General features: G+C 70.0%; 15 protein-coding genes. 6 read left to right on the forward strand and 9 right to left on the reverse strand.

Annotated elements, in window-relative coordinates:
• Nucleotides 1-111: 111 nt before the first annotated feature.
• Genes AABA78_RS12660 through AABA78_RS12670 form a run of 3 tightly spaced genes read left to right on the forward strand, consistent with a single transcriptional unit; the run spans nt 112 to nt 4,968 of the window.
• Nucleotides 112-1,449 carry a hypothetical protein gene (locus tag AABA78_RS12660; RefSeq protein WP_338263229.1) on the forward strand — a complete coding sequence of 446 codons (1,338 nt, stop codon included), beginning with the start codon at nt 112-114 and terminating at the stop codon, nt 1,447-1,449.
• Nucleotides 1,439-3,637, forward strand: a complete 2,199-nt coding sequence (locus AABA78_RS12665) for a hypothetical protein (protein ID WP_338263230.1) — start codon at nt 1,439-1,441, stop codon at nt 3,635-3,637. The genes AABA78_RS12660 and AABA78_RS12665 overlap by 11 nt, the downstream gene beginning before the upstream one ends.
• The gene (locus AABA78_RS12670; RefSeq protein WP_338263231.1) at nt 3,634-4,968 is read left to right on the forward strand and encodes a hypothetical protein; all 1,335 of its coding nucleotides are present in this window, start codon (nt 3,634-3,636) and stop codon (nt 4,966-4,968) included. The genes AABA78_RS12665 and AABA78_RS12670 overlap by 4 nt, the downstream gene beginning before the upstream one ends.
• A 58-nt stretch (nt 4,969-5,026) precedes the next feature.
• Here AABA78_RS12670 and AABA78_RS12675 read toward each other — a convergent pair whose 3' ends face one another.
• From AABA78_RS12675 to AABA78_RS12685, 3 genes are all read right to left on the reverse strand, one after another.
• The gene (locus AABA78_RS12675; protein ID WP_338263232.1) at nt 5,027-5,386 is read right to left on the reverse strand and encodes a DUF2019 domain-containing protein; all 360 of its coding nucleotides are present in this window, start codon (nt 5,384-5,386) and stop codon (nt 5,027-5,029) included.
• A gap of 127 nt (nt 5,387-5,513) precedes the next feature.
• On the reverse strand, nt 5,514-6,425 hold the full coding sequence (locus AABA78_RS12680; protein ID WP_338263233.1) for a DUF2381 family protein: 912 nt from the start codon (nt 6,423-6,425) through the stop codon (nt 5,514-5,516).
• A 26-nt stretch (nt 6,426-6,451) separates the two neighbouring features.
• Nucleotides 6,452-8,260 (reverse strand): protein kinase domain-containing protein, encoded by a 1,809-nt coding sequence (locus tag AABA78_RS12685; RefSeq protein WP_338263235.1) that lies wholly within the window; start codon nt 8,258-8,260, stop codon nt 6,452-6,454.
• A gap of 117 nt (nt 8,261-8,377) precedes the next feature.
• Here AABA78_RS12685 and AABA78_RS12690 point away from each other — a divergent pair, with 117 nt between their 5' ends.
• Nucleotides 8,378-8,740, forward strand: coding sequence for a helix-turn-helix domain-containing protein (locus tag AABA78_RS12690; RefSeq protein ID WP_338263236.1), 363 nt, complete (start codon nt 8,378-8,380; stop codon nt 8,738-8,740).
• A gap of 6 nt (nt 8,741-8,746) precedes the next feature.
• Here AABA78_RS12690 and AABA78_RS12695 read toward each other — a convergent pair whose 3' ends face one another.
• From AABA78_RS12695 to AABA78_RS12710, 4 genes are all read right to left on the reverse strand, one after another.
• On the reverse strand, nt 8,747-9,919 hold the full coding sequence (locus tag AABA78_RS12695; protein ID WP_338263237.1) for a serine/threonine-protein kinase: 1,173 nt from the start codon (nt 9,917-9,919) through the stop codon (nt 8,747-8,749).
• Between the two features lie 131 nt (nt 9,920-10,050).
• Nucleotides 10,051-10,428 carry a DUF2019 domain-containing protein gene (locus tag AABA78_RS12700; RefSeq protein ID WP_338263238.1) on the reverse strand — a complete coding sequence of 126 codons (378 nt, stop codon included), beginning with the start codon at nt 10,426-10,428 and terminating at the stop codon, nt 10,051-10,053.
• Nucleotides 10,425-11,933, reverse strand: a complete 1,509-nt coding sequence (locus tag AABA78_RS12705; RefSeq protein ID WP_338263240.1) for a hypothetical protein — start codon at nt 11,931-11,933, stop codon at nt 10,425-10,427. The genes AABA78_RS12700 and AABA78_RS12705 overlap by 4 nt, the downstream gene beginning before the upstream one ends.
• A 129-nt stretch (nt 11,934-12,062) precedes the next feature.
• A complete protein-coding gene (locus tag AABA78_RS12710) occupies nt 12,063-12,620 on the reverse strand; it encodes a helix-turn-helix domain-containing protein (RefSeq protein WP_120525222.1) in 558 nt (185 codons plus the stop codon).
• A gap of 87 nt (nt 12,621-12,707) precedes the next feature.
• Here AABA78_RS12710 and AABA78_RS12715 point away from each other — a divergent pair, with 87 nt between their 5' ends.
• A complete protein-coding gene (locus AABA78_RS12715; RefSeq protein WP_338263241.1) occupies nt 12,708-13,430 on the forward strand; it encodes an SDR family NAD(P)-dependent oxidoreductase in 723 nt (240 codons plus the stop codon).
• Nucleotides 13,427-14,455 carry an S-adenosylmethionine:tRNA ribosyltransferase-isomerase gene (locus AABA78_RS12720; RefSeq protein WP_338263242.1) on the forward strand — a complete coding sequence of 343 codons (1,029 nt, stop codon included), beginning with the start codon at nt 13,427-13,429 and terminating at the stop codon, nt 14,453-14,455. The genes AABA78_RS12715 and AABA78_RS12720 overlap by 4 nt, the downstream gene beginning before the upstream one ends.
• A gap of 6 nt (nt 14,456-14,461) precedes the next feature.
• Here the strand turns inward: AABA78_RS12720 and AABA78_RS12725 are convergent, their stop codons facing one another.
• Together AABA78_RS12725 and AABA78_RS12730 are read right to left on the reverse strand one after the other, a co-directional pair.
• Complete coding sequence (locus AABA78_RS12725) at nt 14,462-15,685, reverse strand: zinc-dependent alcohol dehydrogenase (protein ID WP_338263243.1); 1,224 nt, start codon at nt 15,683-15,685, stop codon at nt 14,462-14,464.
• 167 nt (nt 15,686-15,852) lie between these two features.
• Nucleotides 15,853-17,373: a Ppx/GppA phosphatase family protein gene (locus AABA78_RS12730; protein ID WP_338263244.1), complete on the reverse strand. Its 1,521-nt coding sequence runs from the start codon at nt 17,371-17,373 to the stop codon at nt 15,853-15,855.
• Nucleotides 17,374-17,383 lie beyond the last annotated feature (10 nt).

Genomic DNA, 17,383 nt, shown 5'->3' on the forward strand with positions numbered 1-17,383 from the left:
CGGGTCGCCCGTGACTTTCTCCATGCAATGCCCCCGGTCCGCCGTCCTGTCGGACCGAGCGGGGAACCTCTGTCCTGAGCGCCCCTGCTGGGGCCTTGCACGGAGGCGTCGATGGGCATGCATTGGAATTGGGCCGTCGTCTTGATGCTGCTGTTGCCAACGACAGGAGGGGCGCAGGGGGCTTCTCCGCCCGCCACGGCCGACTCGACACTGCCGTGGACGAACCTGCTGCGCATGGACGCGGCGACGCTGACGTTGCTGCCTCGGAGGGGCGAGGGCGCCGATGAAGGCTTCGTGCAGTTGGAGCCCATGGTGGCTTTGGGGACGGGGGAGTCGTCGCGCCTCATTCTCGGGGCGCCGGTGCGGCTGCGGCTGTGGGGCGGAGGGGCGGGCGCGGGCCTCGTGAGGAAGGAGGACTGGGACACGCTGTCCGACTGGGGACAGGTGGTGCGCCTTTTCATGGTGGGAGGAGACACGCCCCACTCGGTGTGGCTGGGGATGGTGGAGGGCTACTCCCTCTTGTCCGGGCACCTGGTGCGGCGCTACGGCAACCGCATCAACCCCGACTACCACCCCGCCAGCGTCATCGCGACGGGGACGCTGGGGCCGGTGTACGCGGAGGCCTTCGCTTCGGACGTGCTGAGCGCTCGCCTGGCGGGAGCCGAAGTGGCCCTGGACGTGCAGCACGTCCTCTTCGGCCGGCCCCCTGTCCCGGGGCGCTACACGCTGGCGCTGTCGGCGGTGCATGACTGGGGGCGGATAGGCGGCGCCGCGAGGCCGATGACGCTGGCGCACCTGGACGCCACCGCCGTGGTGCTGCGTCGAGGACGCAAGGGCAAGAGGGTGGAGGCGCACCTGCTGGGCGGGTGGGGCGGACGCCCGGGCGCAGGCGGGGCCTGGGGCGCGGTGGTGGGCGTGGGCGTGGATGCGCTGACTCCGACGGTGGACCTGCGGGCCCGTCTGGAGGCCCGCCTTCAGCGCGGCGGTTTCCGGCAGGGCGCCTTCGGCCCGGACTACGAGTTGGCGCGCTTCCAGGTGGCGGGCCCGGCCTCCGTGCCGTTGGCGGAGGCGTCCTTCCCGGAGGGGACTTCGGCCTACGGAGAGGTGATTCTCGGCTGGGATGCTGTGCGCCTGAGTGGCATGCGCCAGCGACATCTCTTCCTCTCCCTGGGGGTGGAGGCCTTCTCCTGGGGCCGGGTGGACGTGGACGGGCGGGGGGAAGCGCAGCTCTTCCACCGGAACCTCACGGTGGGCGTCGGTGGGCTGGCGACGGCCATGGGCCAGCCCGGAGCGCGCTACGTCGTCTCGGGGGAGGTCCGGTGGCGCTTCCTGGGAGGCAACCTCTACGCGCTGGGGCAGGGCGGCACGCTGCTGTTTCCCACGCCGGAGGGAACGCTGCGGCCGTGGGGCTTCGCGGCCGTGGGGCTGGGGGTGGACAATGCGCGCTGAGCGACCGCCGCGCGGCGGAGCGGGCATCATGGTGCTGGCCCTGGCGTTCCTCACGGCGGGGTGTGCCTCGCTGCCTTCTCGGGCCGGCCCTGGCGCCACCCTGGCTGCTGGCTCGGGCCTGACGCCCCTGGGGGCCGTGGGGCGCGGTGCCGTCGCGAGTCTCCCCGAGGGCGACGCGCTCGAGGATTTCGACGACGAGGAGTCCACGGCCGGACCGCTCCTGCACCGTCGCCGGGCCACGTCGGCCCTCCCGAGTCCCGGCGGCGGCGAGACGGCGCCCCTGCCTGGGGTGGGCGCCCTGGCAGGCGTGTGCGGGGAAGTTCCCGTGGGCTGGCCGCACCTGGACTCGGAGGAGGTGTTGGCGCCCTTCCTGGAGTGCACCACGCCTGCGGCCTTCCTGGCCTTGCAGCGCCAGGCGGACATGCCCCGGCTGGTGGAAGCCCTCTCGGACTGGAACGCCGTCCGGCTGGGCGCCCTGGGGCCCCTGGAGGCCGAGGCTGCCCGCGTCCTCCTCCAGAAGCGCGCGGCCTTTCTCTCCACCGCCGTCGAGAAGCACGGCCTGGCCAAGGCGGAAGTCCTCGCCCTCTTCGTCCTGCACACCGCCCACGACGACGAGGTGCGGCAGCTCTTGCTCCTGTTGGCCGAGGACAAGCTGCTCAAGCGCGCCCTGGGGGCCATGGAGGTGGTGCGCGAGGAGCTGAAGCAGCGGGGCCTGGCCCTGACCGACTTCCCGGAGCGGGACTTTCGCGCGGGCGACATCGCACGCGGGCTGGGACGGGCCGCGGATGACGTCGCGGCCTCCATTCCCCTCGTCGGCGGAAGCCGGAGCATCCATGCGTCCGCGTTGTCCACGCAGCTTCCGCCGTCCTACCAGGCCGCATACCGGGAGGTGGAGAAGGCGCAGTACCTGGGGGCCTTCGCGCCGGGCAACGTGGCCCTGGCGTCCTTTGACTCCCTCACCTTCGGCGTGCCGCTGGGCTTCTACCACCTGACGGCGGGGACGGCGCAGGGCGCGGCCTCCCTCGCCAAGGGTGAGTACGAGGAGGCCACGCGGCAGTTGGCGCCCGCGGCCCTCATGGTGGGCCTGTACGCGGGAGGCAAGGGGGCACGTGCCTTCCGTGAAGCCAGCCTCTCCCGGCTGGAAAGGGCTCGCCTCCAGGCGGTGGTGCCCCGCGTGGAGGCACTGAAGGCGGTGCTGGAGAGGTTGGAGGCGCGAGTCGGGGAGAGCGTCGTGGGCGAGTTGGCCCGCTACCTCCAGCAGGATCGGGAGGCAGCCATCCTGGTGGGGGAGTGGGGCGAGGCCGGCGCGCTGGCTCTTCACGAGGCGCGAGGCAACGTTGCTCAGGCACAGGCCACGTTGGCGGTGCGGTACCGCGAGCCCCCGAGTGCTGTGTCCACCGGCGGGAGCCCCGGGAGAAGTCGCGGTACCCGGCCCTCCGTGCCTCCAGAGGCCGCCGGACTCCCCGCTGAGGTGGCGGAGGCGAAGTTCAAGCAGTGGGAGGCGGAGTTCCCGGGAGAGCGACTGTCGATGGACGTGGCGGAGCTGACGAGGCACCGCCAGGCACTGCGGAGGGCTGCTCCCTCCGAGGTCAAGGCAGCGCCACTCTGGTCCGACTACGTGGCGTATCTGGAGACGCGGGTCGCGGAAATCAAGCAGGGGATCGCGCAGAAGGGACCCCTGAAGTGGGCCGGCTACCAACTCCTTCGTGACCGGTACGCTCGCGGCCTGGCCTTCGAGAAGGAGATGGTTGCCCTTCTGGAGGCGGACGCGGCCCTCCCGCGGGCGCAGCGGCGGTGGCTCAGGGACTTCGACCAGCCCCGCATCGAGACGCACGTGGGGGTGGCCAAGGCGGACCTGCGCTTCGCGGATGTGCTCGTCATCGAAGAAGGGCCCGCAGCTGGCGCGACGCCCCGCGTGGAGACGTTCAGCTTCAAGAGCCGGGACCTCTCATCGTTGAGGGAAAAGCCGCTCCAAGCTCAGTTGATTGAGGATGCTGGTGAGGCACTTCGGTACTACGGGGAGACGGTGTCCATCCGCCGACCAGGGCTTGTGCAGCAAGCGCAGGTTCAGAGGGTCCGAGTCATCTACGAGAGTGGCAGGCTCAAGCCTCAAGATCTTGATGCGCTTCAACGCTCAGTGAGGAAGGCTGAGCGTGAGGTTGCCGGTGTGGAGGTGCAGTTCCAATGAAGATCTTGGAGTTCCATGAGCTGCCAGCGGAGGACCGTCTGCGACTGCTCGTCGACGGCGCAATCGCCGAGCACGTCGCGCTCGAAACGCTGTTGGAGTCCATCCTGAATGCACTTGAGGCGCATGCCGGCGAGTGGATGCCGGATGTTGTCGAAGGAAGGCGGCGGCGGAAGTATTCACGCACCGCAATCTCGAAGGCGCTTGAGGAAGAGCGCGGAGCCGGAAGCGCGTCGATTGGGCTTTATCGAACCATGGCTCCCGCGTTGGACATGACACTCAGCCTCGGTGACACAGCCTCGCCCTCCGAACTGGGGATCTCGATTGCGCTCCAGCCGCTTTCTTTCTTTTCGAGGGCGGAGCGCTGCCGGGAGTTCGTTGAAATGGTCCGAGTTTGGGCTCGGTCCTTCCCAATGACATATGCCATGGCCCATGGCATGGCGGATCGGCAGCTCGCAGGAGCTCCCTCCTTCAATCGTGATGGAACGACTTCGCGAAGGGACGGATTCGACAAGGTCTACGAGCTGTTCTGGCTGAACGTCTTCGGCCCGAAGTTGGTCGAGTCCGTAGGACGGGAGCGGATGCTCTCGACGCCGGCGCACCTCGTGGAGGAGCTTCCCAACGGCTCCGTCCTCCTGGTGCTATGGCCCACCGCCGCCGAGTTCGCCAGCGAGGAAGCGCGCGTGGCCCAGGCCCATGCGCATGTCCACCTGCGGCCAGACCTCGACTTCGACACGGTGCTGCGCACGCTGAGGGAGCGCAGTGCCGAGCTCGCCCCGGTGGAGCCCCACTTCCACCCTGACCTGGCGCCGCTCCTCTCGCGGTTGCCGGACACGTTCGCCATCAGCGAGAGGCATCGGAAGATTGCCGAACTCAACGCCTTCCGGCCTCCTGAGCCGGAAGAGTGGCTGCCAGTCGCCCTTCCCTCGGACGTGGAGAATCCGGAGCGCGTCCTCACGTCCTACGGAGAGCTGTCCGAAGGCCTCGTGGCAGCGCTGCACACGAAGGTGCCGTCCATCATGGACGAGACGCCCGGGTCTCTCACGGACCTGGACTTCTACTTCTGGAGGGAGAACTTCCCCGAGCGGTACACGCGCGAACTCATCGACGGGCATACGGCACCGGCGCTAGGGGCCTACCTGGGGGACGTGCTGGTGCGGCGACTGGGAGGGACGTGGGTGTTGCGGCAGAAGATGGAGGAGTCCCAGGTGCGCGTTGGCAGGCGCGTCTGGCTGCCCTTCCTCCGCGCCCGCCGGTACATGCAGTCCCGCCAGTCGCTCCTGGACTGCTCGCTCACCCAGCTCTTCCATGAGGCGGAGCGGTACCGGTCCTGAACGGGAGGGCCGCTTCCCCAGGTGACACTCACGCGCGGGGCGCAGCGGGTGGCTTCGCTCAAGCGGGGTCCAGCGACCAGGTTCCTTCTTCCCAGCGTTTCAGCGCCTGCTGGGCCCAGAAGGGGATGAGCCCCGTGCCCTTCGCCGCTTCTTCAAGGACCGCCCGAGCCTCCGCGGTCTTGTAACGAAGCAGGCAGGTCGCGGCAGTGGTCCGAACATCCATCCGAGGATGCGTCAGCAGTACCGCCAATGCTTCACGCCCAGGATCCCCAAGGGCACGTAGCTTCTTGAACGCCGCGATGTATCGATCCGCATGCTTGTTTCCGGTCTTCGCGTCACCTCGCCAGATGGCGTCAGTTTGGGCGGCCACGTTCTGTGCGAACTCCTCGACGAGGTTCTGACGGTCTTCTGTCACCATGGTCCGTTCCGAATGTTGTCCATTGCGCGCAGCCCGAGTGCCGCGTCGAACTCGTCGTCTTCGGTGCTGACGCTTCGGTGTCTTTCGCCGGAAGCGTCAGGAAGGCGGCAGCCGGGTGCGGCAGTGACTACGGGAACGTCACGTTGCCCAGCGTGACGGTGCGCGGCCCGTCCTCCCAGAGCTTCAAGGAGAACGGTCCCTGGACACCGGCCTCCGGAGCCTCGGCCTCGACCACGATGCTTCGGGACTCATCCAAGGGAGTGGATGGCTGCTGCCAGATGCGGAGCACCTTCAATTCCGCTCCTGTCCTGCTCCGTAGTGTCACCCCCTTCGGGCTCCAGAGGTGCGCACCCGCCTTCGTCGCCAACTGGACGACCACGGCAACAGCCGTCTTGGCGCGGTAGGTGGTGACGGAGATCGCCTCCAGGGCATTTCCAGCCAACCGGGGAATGTCTTTGGTCACGACGCGCCCCGCAACGCCGTGCTCATCCAGGGTTCCAGTGGAGAGGAGTCCCGCCAGCCCGGGTGGGGCCTCATGCTCGGCCACCAACCGTGAGTTCTCGTCCTGGCAGCGCTCCAACTCCGCACGGACCTCCCGGGTCTCTTGTTGATAGGTCTCGATCGTCCGCTTCTCGCGAAAGATCTCAACGAGGGGTTCCGCCTTCGCGGGATGCACCCGGAGGAGAAAGGACGCACTGACCGGTGCCGCGCCATCTCTGAATCGCACGACGAGCCGGAAGCGCTCGCCAGGGGCCACACGCGAAGACGGAACCAGGCGGAGGGTAGCCTGGCCGATGTCCACCAGCGAGAAGCGCTCCCGCCCTTCCAATTCGATGCCGTCACGCATCAGGTCCGAGTCGAAATAGAGCCCCGTGGAGAGCCCTGCGCTGACCGCGATCTCCGCGATGGATGGACTCCCGTCAGGGGCCAGTTCAATCCGCCGGGCGCCCGGCACGGAGGCTGGGAACTCGGATTGAGCGAATGCTGCCGCACTCGCGAGCAGAAGTCCCAGGAGGACAGCCGTGGATGAAGAGGGCACTTGGCGGTGTCTCCCGGGCAAGCCTGCTACTCGAACTCATGCACCGCTTTCACACGCACCGTGGTGAAGACCCGGGCGCTCGACGTTGAGTCGTCTCCAGGCTCCCTCGGCATGCCCCGGCCTCCCTCCTCCGCGAAGACCTCCAGACACACGGGGAAGCTGTCGCCTGGCTTGGTCACCGCCCATGTCAGGCGCCCATAGACGCGATCCCTCACGATGAGCCGGCCTGACAGTGCCGTCCCGCTGTGCAGGTCTCCCACTCTCTCTCCCAGGAGAAGTTGGGCGGGACCTTCCGACACCGACATGATGCGCGGATGGGAGAAGTCGAAGACCGCGATGTATTGGTCCCCCATCCTGATGCCCCGTTCCTGCATCGCCTTCACTGCTCCGATGGGGCAGGGCTCGGGCGGAGGAGGAGGGCGCACCTGCGGGCCGGGGCAGGCCATCAAGGCCGTGCAGGCCGCCGTGCCTGCCGCGCGGGTCATGACGCTCCGGACCTTCCTCACGGGCTTCGAGGGGAGCGGAAGGGAGGGAGTCTCTGGCGTCTGCGTCGTCACGGTGGCTGCGACCTCCTGGTGCGTCGCGGGAAGGGCGACGGCCGCGGCGGTGGCCTCTGGCCCGCTGGGAGCCGCAGCCCGGTCAGATTGAGGCGACTTGTCAGTGGGCGCTACTTCCTGACGAAGCGGGACCGCCTCGGGAGCATGCGAAGTCCCATGCATCCGCACCGCTCCTGCCGCGACCATTGCCAGGACCATGGCCATCGCGGTCCATGCTCGGAAGGCTCGCGGTCTCGCCCTCACCCGTGTCGGGGCTCCGGCAGGCATCGGTGGCGCCTCCGGCTCCGCGCGTGCACCCCGCCGCGGCCGATGCCTCGGCCGGTTCATCCACTTCTCGAAGCTGTCCTGTTGGCCCTGCGTCGTCGCGGTGTCTTCACCGAACGCGTCGCACAGGGGCACGTCCCACGCCGCGTCCGCGCCCCGCAGCGCCTCCTCCAGCGCGGCGATGACGGCGAGGGCATCCGGTGTGCGCGCCTCGGGTGTCTTCTCGAGCAGCCGCATGCACACGTCGCTCAACGCCCGCGGCACGCGTTCGTTCTCGTCGCACGGCGGCGTGGGCGTCTGGGTGAGCACGGCCTCGATGAACGCCGCGTCATCCTCGCCATCGAAGGGCTTGTGCCCCGTCAGCAGCCAGTAGAGGACGACGCCCAACGCCCACAGGTCATCCGGAGCGCTCGCCGCATAGCGGGCACCCAGGACTCGCGCGTGCTGCCGGAAGTACCGCCACGCCTCGGGAGCGCGGTACTCCGGCGTGCCGGGTGGAAGGATGTCCTCCGTCAGGCCCCGTGCGCCCGTGTAGTCGCCAATCCCGAAGTCCACCAGCTTGGCCAGACCGTCCGAGGCGCGCACCATGACGTTGGCCTCCTTCACGTCCCGGTGCAGTACCCCCGCCGCGTGCGTCGCCGCGAGCGCCCGCGCCACGTCCAGCACGGCTCGCGCCACCCGCCGCGCGGACGGATTCTCCGCGTCCGCCCATGCGTCCAACGGGCGCCCGTCCACGTACTCCATGACGATGAGCGCGAAGCGCGGCTCGCCCGGTGGCCACAGCCCGTAGCCCTGAAGTCCCACGACGTGGGGGTGGCGCAGCTTCAGGAGGATGGAGACCTCGCGCTCCACCCGCTCCCCGACACGCGGCAGGTGCAGCAGCTTCAACGCGAAGGGCCTTCCCGCGTTGCGTGCGAGGTACACCGTGCCGAAGCCGCCTTGTCCCAGCTGGCGCTCCACCGTGTAGCCCAGCACCTCGGCCCCGGGCACCAGGAGGGCGGGGGGCGGCCTCACGACGTCCTTCCTTCAAGCTCCCGTGGCACTTGCATGCGGTCTCCTCCCAACAGGGGCCGCACGCCATCCGGGTGCGAGGGTCCGGGGCGGGCATCTCGGATACGCTGCGCGCCCTCCATGAATGAAGAACTCGGCATCACCATTGGCATGGCGGCACGCGCCGCCCGCGAGCATCTGGGACTGACGCAGGCCGAAGTCGCCGAGCGCATTGGACTGGTGCACCCCGTCTACAGCCGCCTGGAGCGCGGCAAGATGTTGCCCAGCGTCCCGTCCCTCTACCGCCTCTGCCAGGAGCTGCGCGTCTCCCCCGAAACCATGCTGGGCCTGACGCCGGAGGGGGCCGTGCGCAAGGGCCGGAAGCCCGCGCCCCGGGAAGACGGCGACGCGCCGGACCTGCGGCGCCTCCTGCACCTGGCGCGCAAGCTGGACGCGGAGAAGCTGGACGCCCTCCTGCACGTCGCCTCCGTGCTGGCACGCTGAAAGGCGCTACTTCTTCCCCAGGCCCTCGAGTTCGTGTTGCTCCAGCCCCTCCGGGAAGAGGCCGCCCTCGCCAAACTCCACCACGTCCCGGAGCACACCGCCGTCCGCCAGCAGCCGCGCGGCTTCGTTGGCGGCCTCCTGGCGGCCGTAGCCCGGGTGCCTCCTGACGAGCGCCGTGCGCAGGACGTCACGCAGGTCCGCCGCCGTGGCGATCCTCTCCTCGGGATTGGAGCGCAGGGCCGCGTGCAGCAGTTGCTTCACGTCCGGAGAGAGCCGCTCGACCGCCGCCTCGACCTCCGCGGGGCCGAAGCTGGCCAGCAGCACCCGCATCTGCGTCAGCGGCAGCGAGGGGAGGACCTCCACCCGCAGCGGGCTCAGGCTGGTGGTTGGCCGGGGCACGTCCTGCACGTCGAAGGGATGCTTGCCGGTGAAGAGCTCCACCAGCAGCACGCCCAGGCTGAAGACGTCGGAGCGCGGCGTCAGCGGCAGCCGCTCCAGGTATTCGGGTGAGGCATAGGCCACGTCACCCCGGACGAGGGTCGCGGGCGATTCCTCGCGCCCAATCACCAGCGAGTAGGCCGCGCCGAAGTTCATGAGCTTCACCTCTCCGTGCGCCCCCACGTAGACGTGCCGGGGATTGACGTCGCGGTGGATGATTCCCAGAGGCTTGCCCCCGTCGTCCGTCAGGGTGTGCGCATGGTCCAGCGCCTCGGCGAGCTCCGCCCCCACGTAGAGGGCGAAGGCCTCGGAGACGGGCTGGCCGCGCGCCACGCTCGCACTCACCAGCGTCTCCAGGGAGGGGCCGTCCACGTACTCCATGACCACGTGCAGCGCGTCCCGATGCACCTTGCGGTGGAACACCTGGGCGATGGCGGGGTGATGGAGGCGGAAGGCCAGCTGGATCTCCTCTCCCAGGCGGGTGCGGCGCAGCGTGGTGGAGGGGTTGGCCAGCCGCCGCACGAGGCAGAGCCCTGGCAGGGTGTCCCCGCGCTCCGGGTGGCGACGGGCGAGCATCAGCAGCTCCCCTGTCTGCATCCGCACCAGCTCGCGAAGGGCCTCGTAGCGAACGCCGTCGATGGTGAAGAGCGGCCAGGGCTGGCCCGGTGTTGCCAGGAAGGCACCGAGGCGCGGTGCCGGCTTGGGGTGCGCTGGCGCTCCGGCAGGGGTGGACGTGGACATGACTCCTCGATGGCCAGGTGTCGGCGCGACGGCGCCACCCGGGAGTCTGGGCACGGTGAACCTGAAAAGTCCACAGGCTTTGGACTTGAAAGGTGATGTCCGGAGAATGCTGGCGGAGCGGGTGGCTTCGTTCAGTCTTCCGTGAACTTCAGATTCCCTGCCCTCCACTCACTGAGCGTCATCTCGGCATCGAGCCTCAGGACGCTCGCGGGGCCCTGGGACAACCGCTCCAGTTCCGCTTCCGCGAGCACAGGGGCGAACTCCAGGGCATGGGATGCAGCCCAGAGTCGCACCCGAGGGTTGCTGTCTTGCAGCAGTTCCGTGAGGGCCGAACGTCCAGCCTCTCCCCGGGTCCTCAGCTCCCGCCCTGCTGCGCTGAGCTTGACGTATTGCGCGTTGGCCGCGCGGTGAGCGCCTTCAATGGACGCCTGTCCATGCAGCTCCGCTGCCTTCGCGAAGGCTGCCACCAGTTCGTGAATGGACGCCTGCTTCAATGACTCATGCTTCATGGAGTGACCCCGAAGTCACGGAGGGCTTTCAGACCGAATGCTCGCTGTGCCTCGAATGATTGAGTGCTGAGCCATGCACGTACGGTCTTGCCTTGCGAAAAGGAACGAATCGAGGAGTAGAACCCGCTGATCTGCCGGTGGGCGGCCTCACTCAATGGGATGACGTTCTCCGTGTTGTGGAGCGCCTGTGGCCCGAAGCGCGCCACGTTCCCATCGGTCTGCTCCACGATGTGGTGCCACTCCTTCCCATTCCCCGCCGGCCCCATGGCCTGCTTGAACGACTTGAAGGACGAATAGCCCCTGGGCCCGTTCGGTGGCGAAGCACCCTGCGAACCGCCACCGCTTCCGCCACCCGAGCCTGAATCATCAACGCGTTGGAGGATGATGGCCGCACCGGGAGCGCCGCTCAACACCGCCGCTGTACGCCCGACTGGTACTGAAACCCGTTCCAGCACCAGTGCGCCCTCTGCTGAAAGCGACAGCACGGGCAGAGTGGCCTCAGCGCCCGATGCCAGCCCCTTCAGCGTCCGAGTCGTGGCCGATGCCGAGCCCCAGGTGACGAGCACCCCCGTCGTCAGCCGGGCCGCCTCGCGGATCTGCTCGCCGGCCGTCATGTACTGGAAGCGCTCCCAGTACTCGGGCGATGACTCGATGAGGGCCACGACGCCCGCCGGGAGGTGGCGCAGTCCCGCGATGCTGTCCGCAGGACGGGAGAGGAGTTGCCCCAGCGCGTGGTACAGCTCCACGAAGGCGTCCTCCGCGCCATCCAGCGAGCGGCCGAGGACGTCCGCATCGTCGTACACCTCGGCCAGGGGGCGCGGGTCCGATGCCTGGAGCTGGGCATCGACCTGACGGAAGACGCCGCCCTTGGCGCTGTAGAAGCGCCCCAGTTCGAAGTTGCCCGCGCGGAAGGCTCCGTTCCTCCACTCAATCGTGGCGACCTTCTGCTGCGTGCGCCCGTTGAGCGCCCACGCGAGGTAGCCGTCCGGCCGCAGCACCGCCACCTGCTCGCGGGCGAAGCGCGCCACCCGCCGCCCCATCTCCTCGCGAGAGACCTCGCCGCGCTCCAACACCTCCCGCATCAGGAAGCCCGCGGCCATGCGGGGCGGAAAGGTGCCGAGCGTCACCGGCTTCTCCATCAACCGGCCCAGCACCTCCACCGCGTCGTCCGGAGTGAAGGGATTGCGGCGCAGGGGGAGTTCCTCCACGTCCTCCAGGCCAGCACGCACCAGCAACTTCTCGAAGGTGTCCACATCCATCAGGCCCAGCTCCAGGGCCTCCCGCGACAGCTTCCCGGGAGGAGTCAGGAGGACCGTCCCCATCGGCATGCGGACGGATTGACGCCGGTGAAGTCGTTGAGTGCCCTCCTCCTCGTCGGACGCGTCTGACACATGGGCGGCGCGCTGCCGGAGGACCCGTGAACCACCTCGGGTGGCAGAAGTCTCCACGCCCGCGCAGCCCACCATCAACAAGGCCGCGAACAGCGCCACGACACTCACGCGCATCGTCCACCTCCGGGGAGCCCACCTGGGAGGGCGGACACCCTGGATGCTTCCACCCCGGTCCGACATGACGACGGCATTGGAATGCGGTAGCGGGAGGCTACCGCGTCACGGTGTCAGGGAGACGTCTCCTTAGAGCGACGGCGCGAGCAGCACGACGGAGTAGCCCACCGCCGTGCGTGCGCCGGGGTTCTCGTACGAGTGCTTCTGGTCTCCCCGGAAGACGACGACGTCGCCTGCCTCCAGCACGAAGCGCTCACCGCTGGCCACCAGCGCCAGGGTTCCGGACTCGCAGGCCAGGTATTCGCGCGTGCCGGGCGTGTGGGGGACTCCGGTGATGCGCGCCCTGGCCGGCAGCTCCAGCCGGTCGAACTCCATGCCCGGCAGCGGATCCGGCAGGAGCTTTCGCAGGAAGGCCGCGCCCCGCTGACGCACCGGCAGGCTGTCGCGCCGGTAGTGCCGGGCGCTCGCCTTGGGCCGGGCCAGCAGCTCCTCCAGGGACACCTGCAGCGCCCCCGCCACCCGGTGCAGCACCGACAGCGTCGGGTTCGCCGCGCCGGACTCCAGATGCGCCCAGGTGGCCCGGGGCACGCCCGCCAGCTTCGCCAGCTGCACCTGCGTGGCGCCTCGTGTCTCCCGCAGGGTTCGCAGGTTGCGCGCCAGCCTGCCCGGAAGGTCCTCTTCGCTCATGCGCTGGCATTCTGCCAATGCATTGGCGTCCCTGCCATCCCGTCGGAGCCCTTCGGCTATCCCTTCTTCCCAAGGAGGAGCAAAGCCATGGACATACAGAATCAAGCAGTGCTGGTGACGGGCGCGAGCCGGGGACTGGGCCGGGCCTTGATGGAGGCCTTCGCCCGGCGGGGCGCCCGGGTGGTGGGCGTCGCGCGCGACGCGAAGGCGCTGGACGCGGCGGTGGCGCCCTTGAAGGCGCGGGGGCTGGCGGTGCACGCGCTCGCCTTCGACGTGGGGGACAAGCAGGCCATCTACCCGCTGGTGGGCGCGGCCACCGCGCTGGTGGGCCCGCTGGACGTGCTGGTGAACAACGCGAGCACCCTGGGCCCCACGCCGCTCCCGCTCCTGCTGGACACGGCGTGCGAGGACGTGTCGCAGGTGCTGGAGGTCAACCTGCTCGGGCCCTTCCGGCTGACGAAGGCCGTGGCGGGGAGCATGGTGGTCCGGGGCCGCGGCCTCATCCTCAATGTCACCTCCGACGCCGCCGTGTCCGCCTATCCCCGCTGGGGCGCCTACAGCGTGTCGAAGGCCGCGCTGGAGCACCTGACGCGCATCTGGGCCGCGGAGTTCGAGGGCAGCGGCGTGCGCCTGCTCACCGTGGACCCTGGTGACATGGACACGCGCATGCACGCCGACGCGCTCCCGGACGCCGACCCCGCGACGCTGGCGAAGCCGGAGGCCGTGGCCGCGCGCATCCTCGCGCTCGTGGAGGCCCGCGACACCGCCTCCGGTCAGCGCTTCGAGGCCGCGAAATGGGAGGCCGCATGAACGCCGCCCGCTGGCCCCGGGAACGCCCCGACACCGCGAGGCTCCTGCACGTCGAGCCCCGCCGGGACCGCTTCACCGACACCGTCGCCTCGGAGCTGCCCCAGCTCCTGCGCGAAGGCGACCTGCTGGTGATGAACGACGCGGCCACGCTGCCCGGCTCGCTCACGGGCCGCACCGGCGCGGGCGCGCCCATCGAGCTGCGCCTGCTCTCCCACGAACCGGACGACACCTGGACCGCCGTCCTCTTCGGCGCGGGAGACTGGCGCCGGCGCACCGAGGACCGGCCCCCACCGCCTGAGCTCTCCGTGGGCGCGCGCCTGGAAGTGGGCGGGCTCACCGCGCGGGTCGTGGAGGTGCTGCCGCCGTCGCCCCGGCTCCTGCGCGTGGCCTTCGACCTGAGCGGCGCGGCGCTCTGGCAGGCCCTCTACGCGGCGGGCCGGCCGGTGCAGTACGCGTACACGGCGGGGCCGCTGTCGCTGTGGCACGTGCAGACGCTCTACGCCTCACGGCCGTGGGCCGCGGAGATGCCCTCCGCGGGCCTGCCCCTCACCGCCTCCGTGCTCCTTCGGCTGAAGGCTCGCGGCGTGCGCTGGGCGTCCCTCACGCACGCGGCGGGGCTCTCCTCCACGGGGGACGCGGCACTGGACGCGGCGCTGCCCCGGCCCGAGCGCTCCGACATCCCCGAGCGCACCGTGGCGCTGGTGGAGGAGACGCGGGCGAGGGGCGGGCGCGTGGTGGCGGTGGGCACCACCGTGGTGCGCGCGCTCGAAGGCCGCGCGACGCAACACGGGGCGCTGGTGCCGGGCGAGGCCGTGACGGACCTGCTGCTCGGGCCCGGGTACGTGCCCCGGGTGGTGCACGGGCTGCTCACCGGCGTGCACGACCCGGGGAGCAGCCACCATGCGCTGCTCCAGGCCTTCGCGCCGCTCGCGCTCTTGCAGCGGGCCGCGGCGCACGCGGAAGCCGCGGGCTACCTGGGGCACGAGTTCGGCGACACGTGCCTCGTCCTGGATTCGGAGGCGTGACGCGCGTCACTGGATCGTGACGCCCGGCTCCAGCTCCACCTTCACCCAGCCCGGCTTGCGCAGGTCGAAGTTGCGGTACGCATCGATGGCGGAGGTCATGGACTTCACGTGGCTCAGGATGGCCGTGGGGTCGACGGCGCCGGAGCGCACCAGCTCCAGCAGCTTGGGGATGTACTTGCGGTGGTTGCAGTTGCCCATGCGCAGGGTGAGGTTCTTGTTCATCGCCGCGCCAATGGGGAACGCGTTCATCGTCTGCGGGTACACGCCGATGATGGACAGCGTGCCGGCCTTGGCCAGCGACTGCACCGCCCACTGCGCGGCCTGGGACGGCGCGTCGCCGGGCACCCAGTTGTCGCCGTCCGGCTTCTGCTTCGGGGCGACCATCTCCACCTCGCGCTTGAACTCGGGCTTCTCCGCCTTGGCCTTCTTGGCGGCCGGGCCGTGGTGAGCGTGCTGCGCGTCCACGCCCACCGCGTCGATGGCGCGGTCCACGCCGATGCCGCCGGTGAAGCGCTTGAGCGTCTCCACCGGGTCCTCCTCCTCGAAGTTGATGACCTCCGCGCCCTGCGCCTTCGCGAGCGCCAGCCGGTCCTCGTGGCTGTCGATGGCGAAGATGCGACCCGCGCCCAGCAGCTTCGCGCTCACGATGGCGAACAGGCCCACCGGCCCGCAGCCGAACACCGCCACGGTGTCACCGGGTTTGATTTCCGCCATCTCCGCGCCGAAGTAGCCCGTGGGGAAGATGTCGGAGACGAGGATGGCCTGGTCGTCGGTGACGCCCTCGGGCACCTTCACCATGGTGACGGCCGCGAACGGGATGCGCGCCTTCTCCGCCTGCATGCCGTCGAAGGGGCCCGTCATCTCCGGACCGCCGAAGAAGGCGGTGCCCGCGTCGGGACCGTTGGGGTTCGCGTCGTTGCACTGGGCGTAGTAGCCCGCGCGGCAGTACGAGCAGTTGCCGCACCCGATGGTGGAGCAGATGACCACGCGGTCACCCACGTTGAAGTTGCGCACGTCCTTGCCCAGCTCCTCGATGACGCCCACGCCCTCGTGGCCCAGGATGGTGCCGGGCTTCATGCCGGGCATGGTGCCGCGGATCATGTGCAGGTCCGTGCCGCAGATGGCGCTGGCCGTCAGCCTGATGATGGCGTCCGTGGGCTCCTTCAGCTTCGGCTCCGCGACGTCGTCCAGCCGGATGTCCCCAATGCCGTGGAAAACGACTGCCTTCATGTTCCGCTCCTTGCCCCCGCCAGGGCCTCGAAAGACGTGAAGGCCCACGGCGCTTCGCGAGGAAGGCGCACGGGACCCGTTCGTCTGGACTCTGGCCACGGCGATGGAGCCGGGCAGGACTGGCGCCGCGCTCCCCGGGCCGCAGGGCGGGCGGGGAGGCGGTGGCCCTAGCGTCCGGTGGAGTGGACCTGGAACGCCAGCCGCTTGCCGAACACCTTGCGGAAGGCGACGACCTCGCGCTCGGCGTTCCACAGCTCCAGGTCGAGGGGCTGGCGGGCGTGCAGGTGCAGCGTCACCGCCTCGCGGCCGTCCGTCACCTTGAAGTCGCGGATGGGCTGGTGGTGGCTGTGGTCCAGCGCGTTCGCCAGCCGCAGCAGCGTGGCCAGCTTGCGCACGCGGCGCGCTTCCGACGGGGTGAGTCCTGCCATGCCGGAGTGGGACAGCTCCGGCTGCGAGCGCCGGTGGTAGCGGGCGACGCGCGCGATGATTTCGCGCTCGCGGTCCGCGAGGCCCGGGATGTCCGCGTTGTGGATGAGGTAGTACGTGTGGCGGTGGTGGCGCTCGTAGCTGACCGCCGTGCCGATGTCGTGCAAGAGCGCGGCGACCTCCAGGTGGGGGCGCACGGACAGGGGCAGCTGGTGCAGCGCGGCCAGGCTGTCGAAGAGGGCCAGGGACATGCGGGCCACCTGGCGGGCGTGCTTCTCATCGAAGCGGAAGCGCTGGCCCATGACGATGGCCGCGTCCGCGAGGCTGTGGTCCTCGCGGGATTCGTCCTGGCGGTAGAGCAGGTCCACCAGCACGCCGTCGCGCAGGCCGCGGTTGACGATGCTGACGGACTCCACGCCCAGGTGGCGCGCGACGCCCTCCAGGATGACGGCGCCGGAGACGATGATGTCCGCGCGGCGCGGGTCGAAGCGCTTGCGGCGGCGCTCCGGCGGCATCCTCGCCAGGGTCTCCACGGTCTGGGTGAGCTGGCGCAAGGTGGCGTTGCCTCCGTTGTCCACGGCCGCGAAGCCCACCACCGCGCCGATGGTGCCGGACGAGCCCAGCGCCACGCGGGGCAGGGCGGGGAGCTTCTCCGGGAGCGTCTTGTGGAGGGTCTCCTCCACGAAGCCGCGCATCAGCCGCAACTGCTTGGGCGTCACGGCGCGCGCGGTGTCGAAGACCTCGGTGAGCCGCACGGAGCCCAGGGCGAGGCTCCAGAGCTCGTCGGGCTTCTCGCCGGTGGCGATGGCGACCTCGGTGCTGCCCCCGCCAATGTCCACGAGGAGCGAGCGGGAGTTGGGGGGCTTCCTGTGCAGCACGCCCAGGCAGATGAGGCGGGCCTCCTCCTTGCCGCTGACGACCTCCAGCTCCAGGCCGGCCTCTTCATGCACGCGGCGCACGATGTCCTGGCGGTTGCGGGCCTCGCGCAGGGCGCTGGTGGCGACGGCGCGCACCTGCGCCTTGTGGCGGCGGCAGAGGGCGGCGTAGCGGCGCAGGGTGGACAGCAGGCGGTCGGCCGTCTCCGGGGGCATCTCGCCGGTGGTGAAGACGCCCTCGCCGGGGCGGATGGGGTCCCGCTCCTGGTGGAGGGTCTCGAGCGAGCCCTCGGCGTCCGGGCGAGCCAGCTCCAGGCGTACGGCGTTGGTGCCCACATCGATGGCGGCGAGGACGGGGGGCAGGGTGGGGCGGGCAGGAAGGGCCATGGGCTCGCGG

The sequence above is a fragment of the Corallococcus caeni genome, from assembly GCF_036245865.1.
In the GTDB taxonomy this organism is placed as follows: domain Bacteria; phylum Myxococcota; class Myxococcia; order Myxococcales; family Myxococcaceae; genus Corallococcus; species Corallococcus caeni.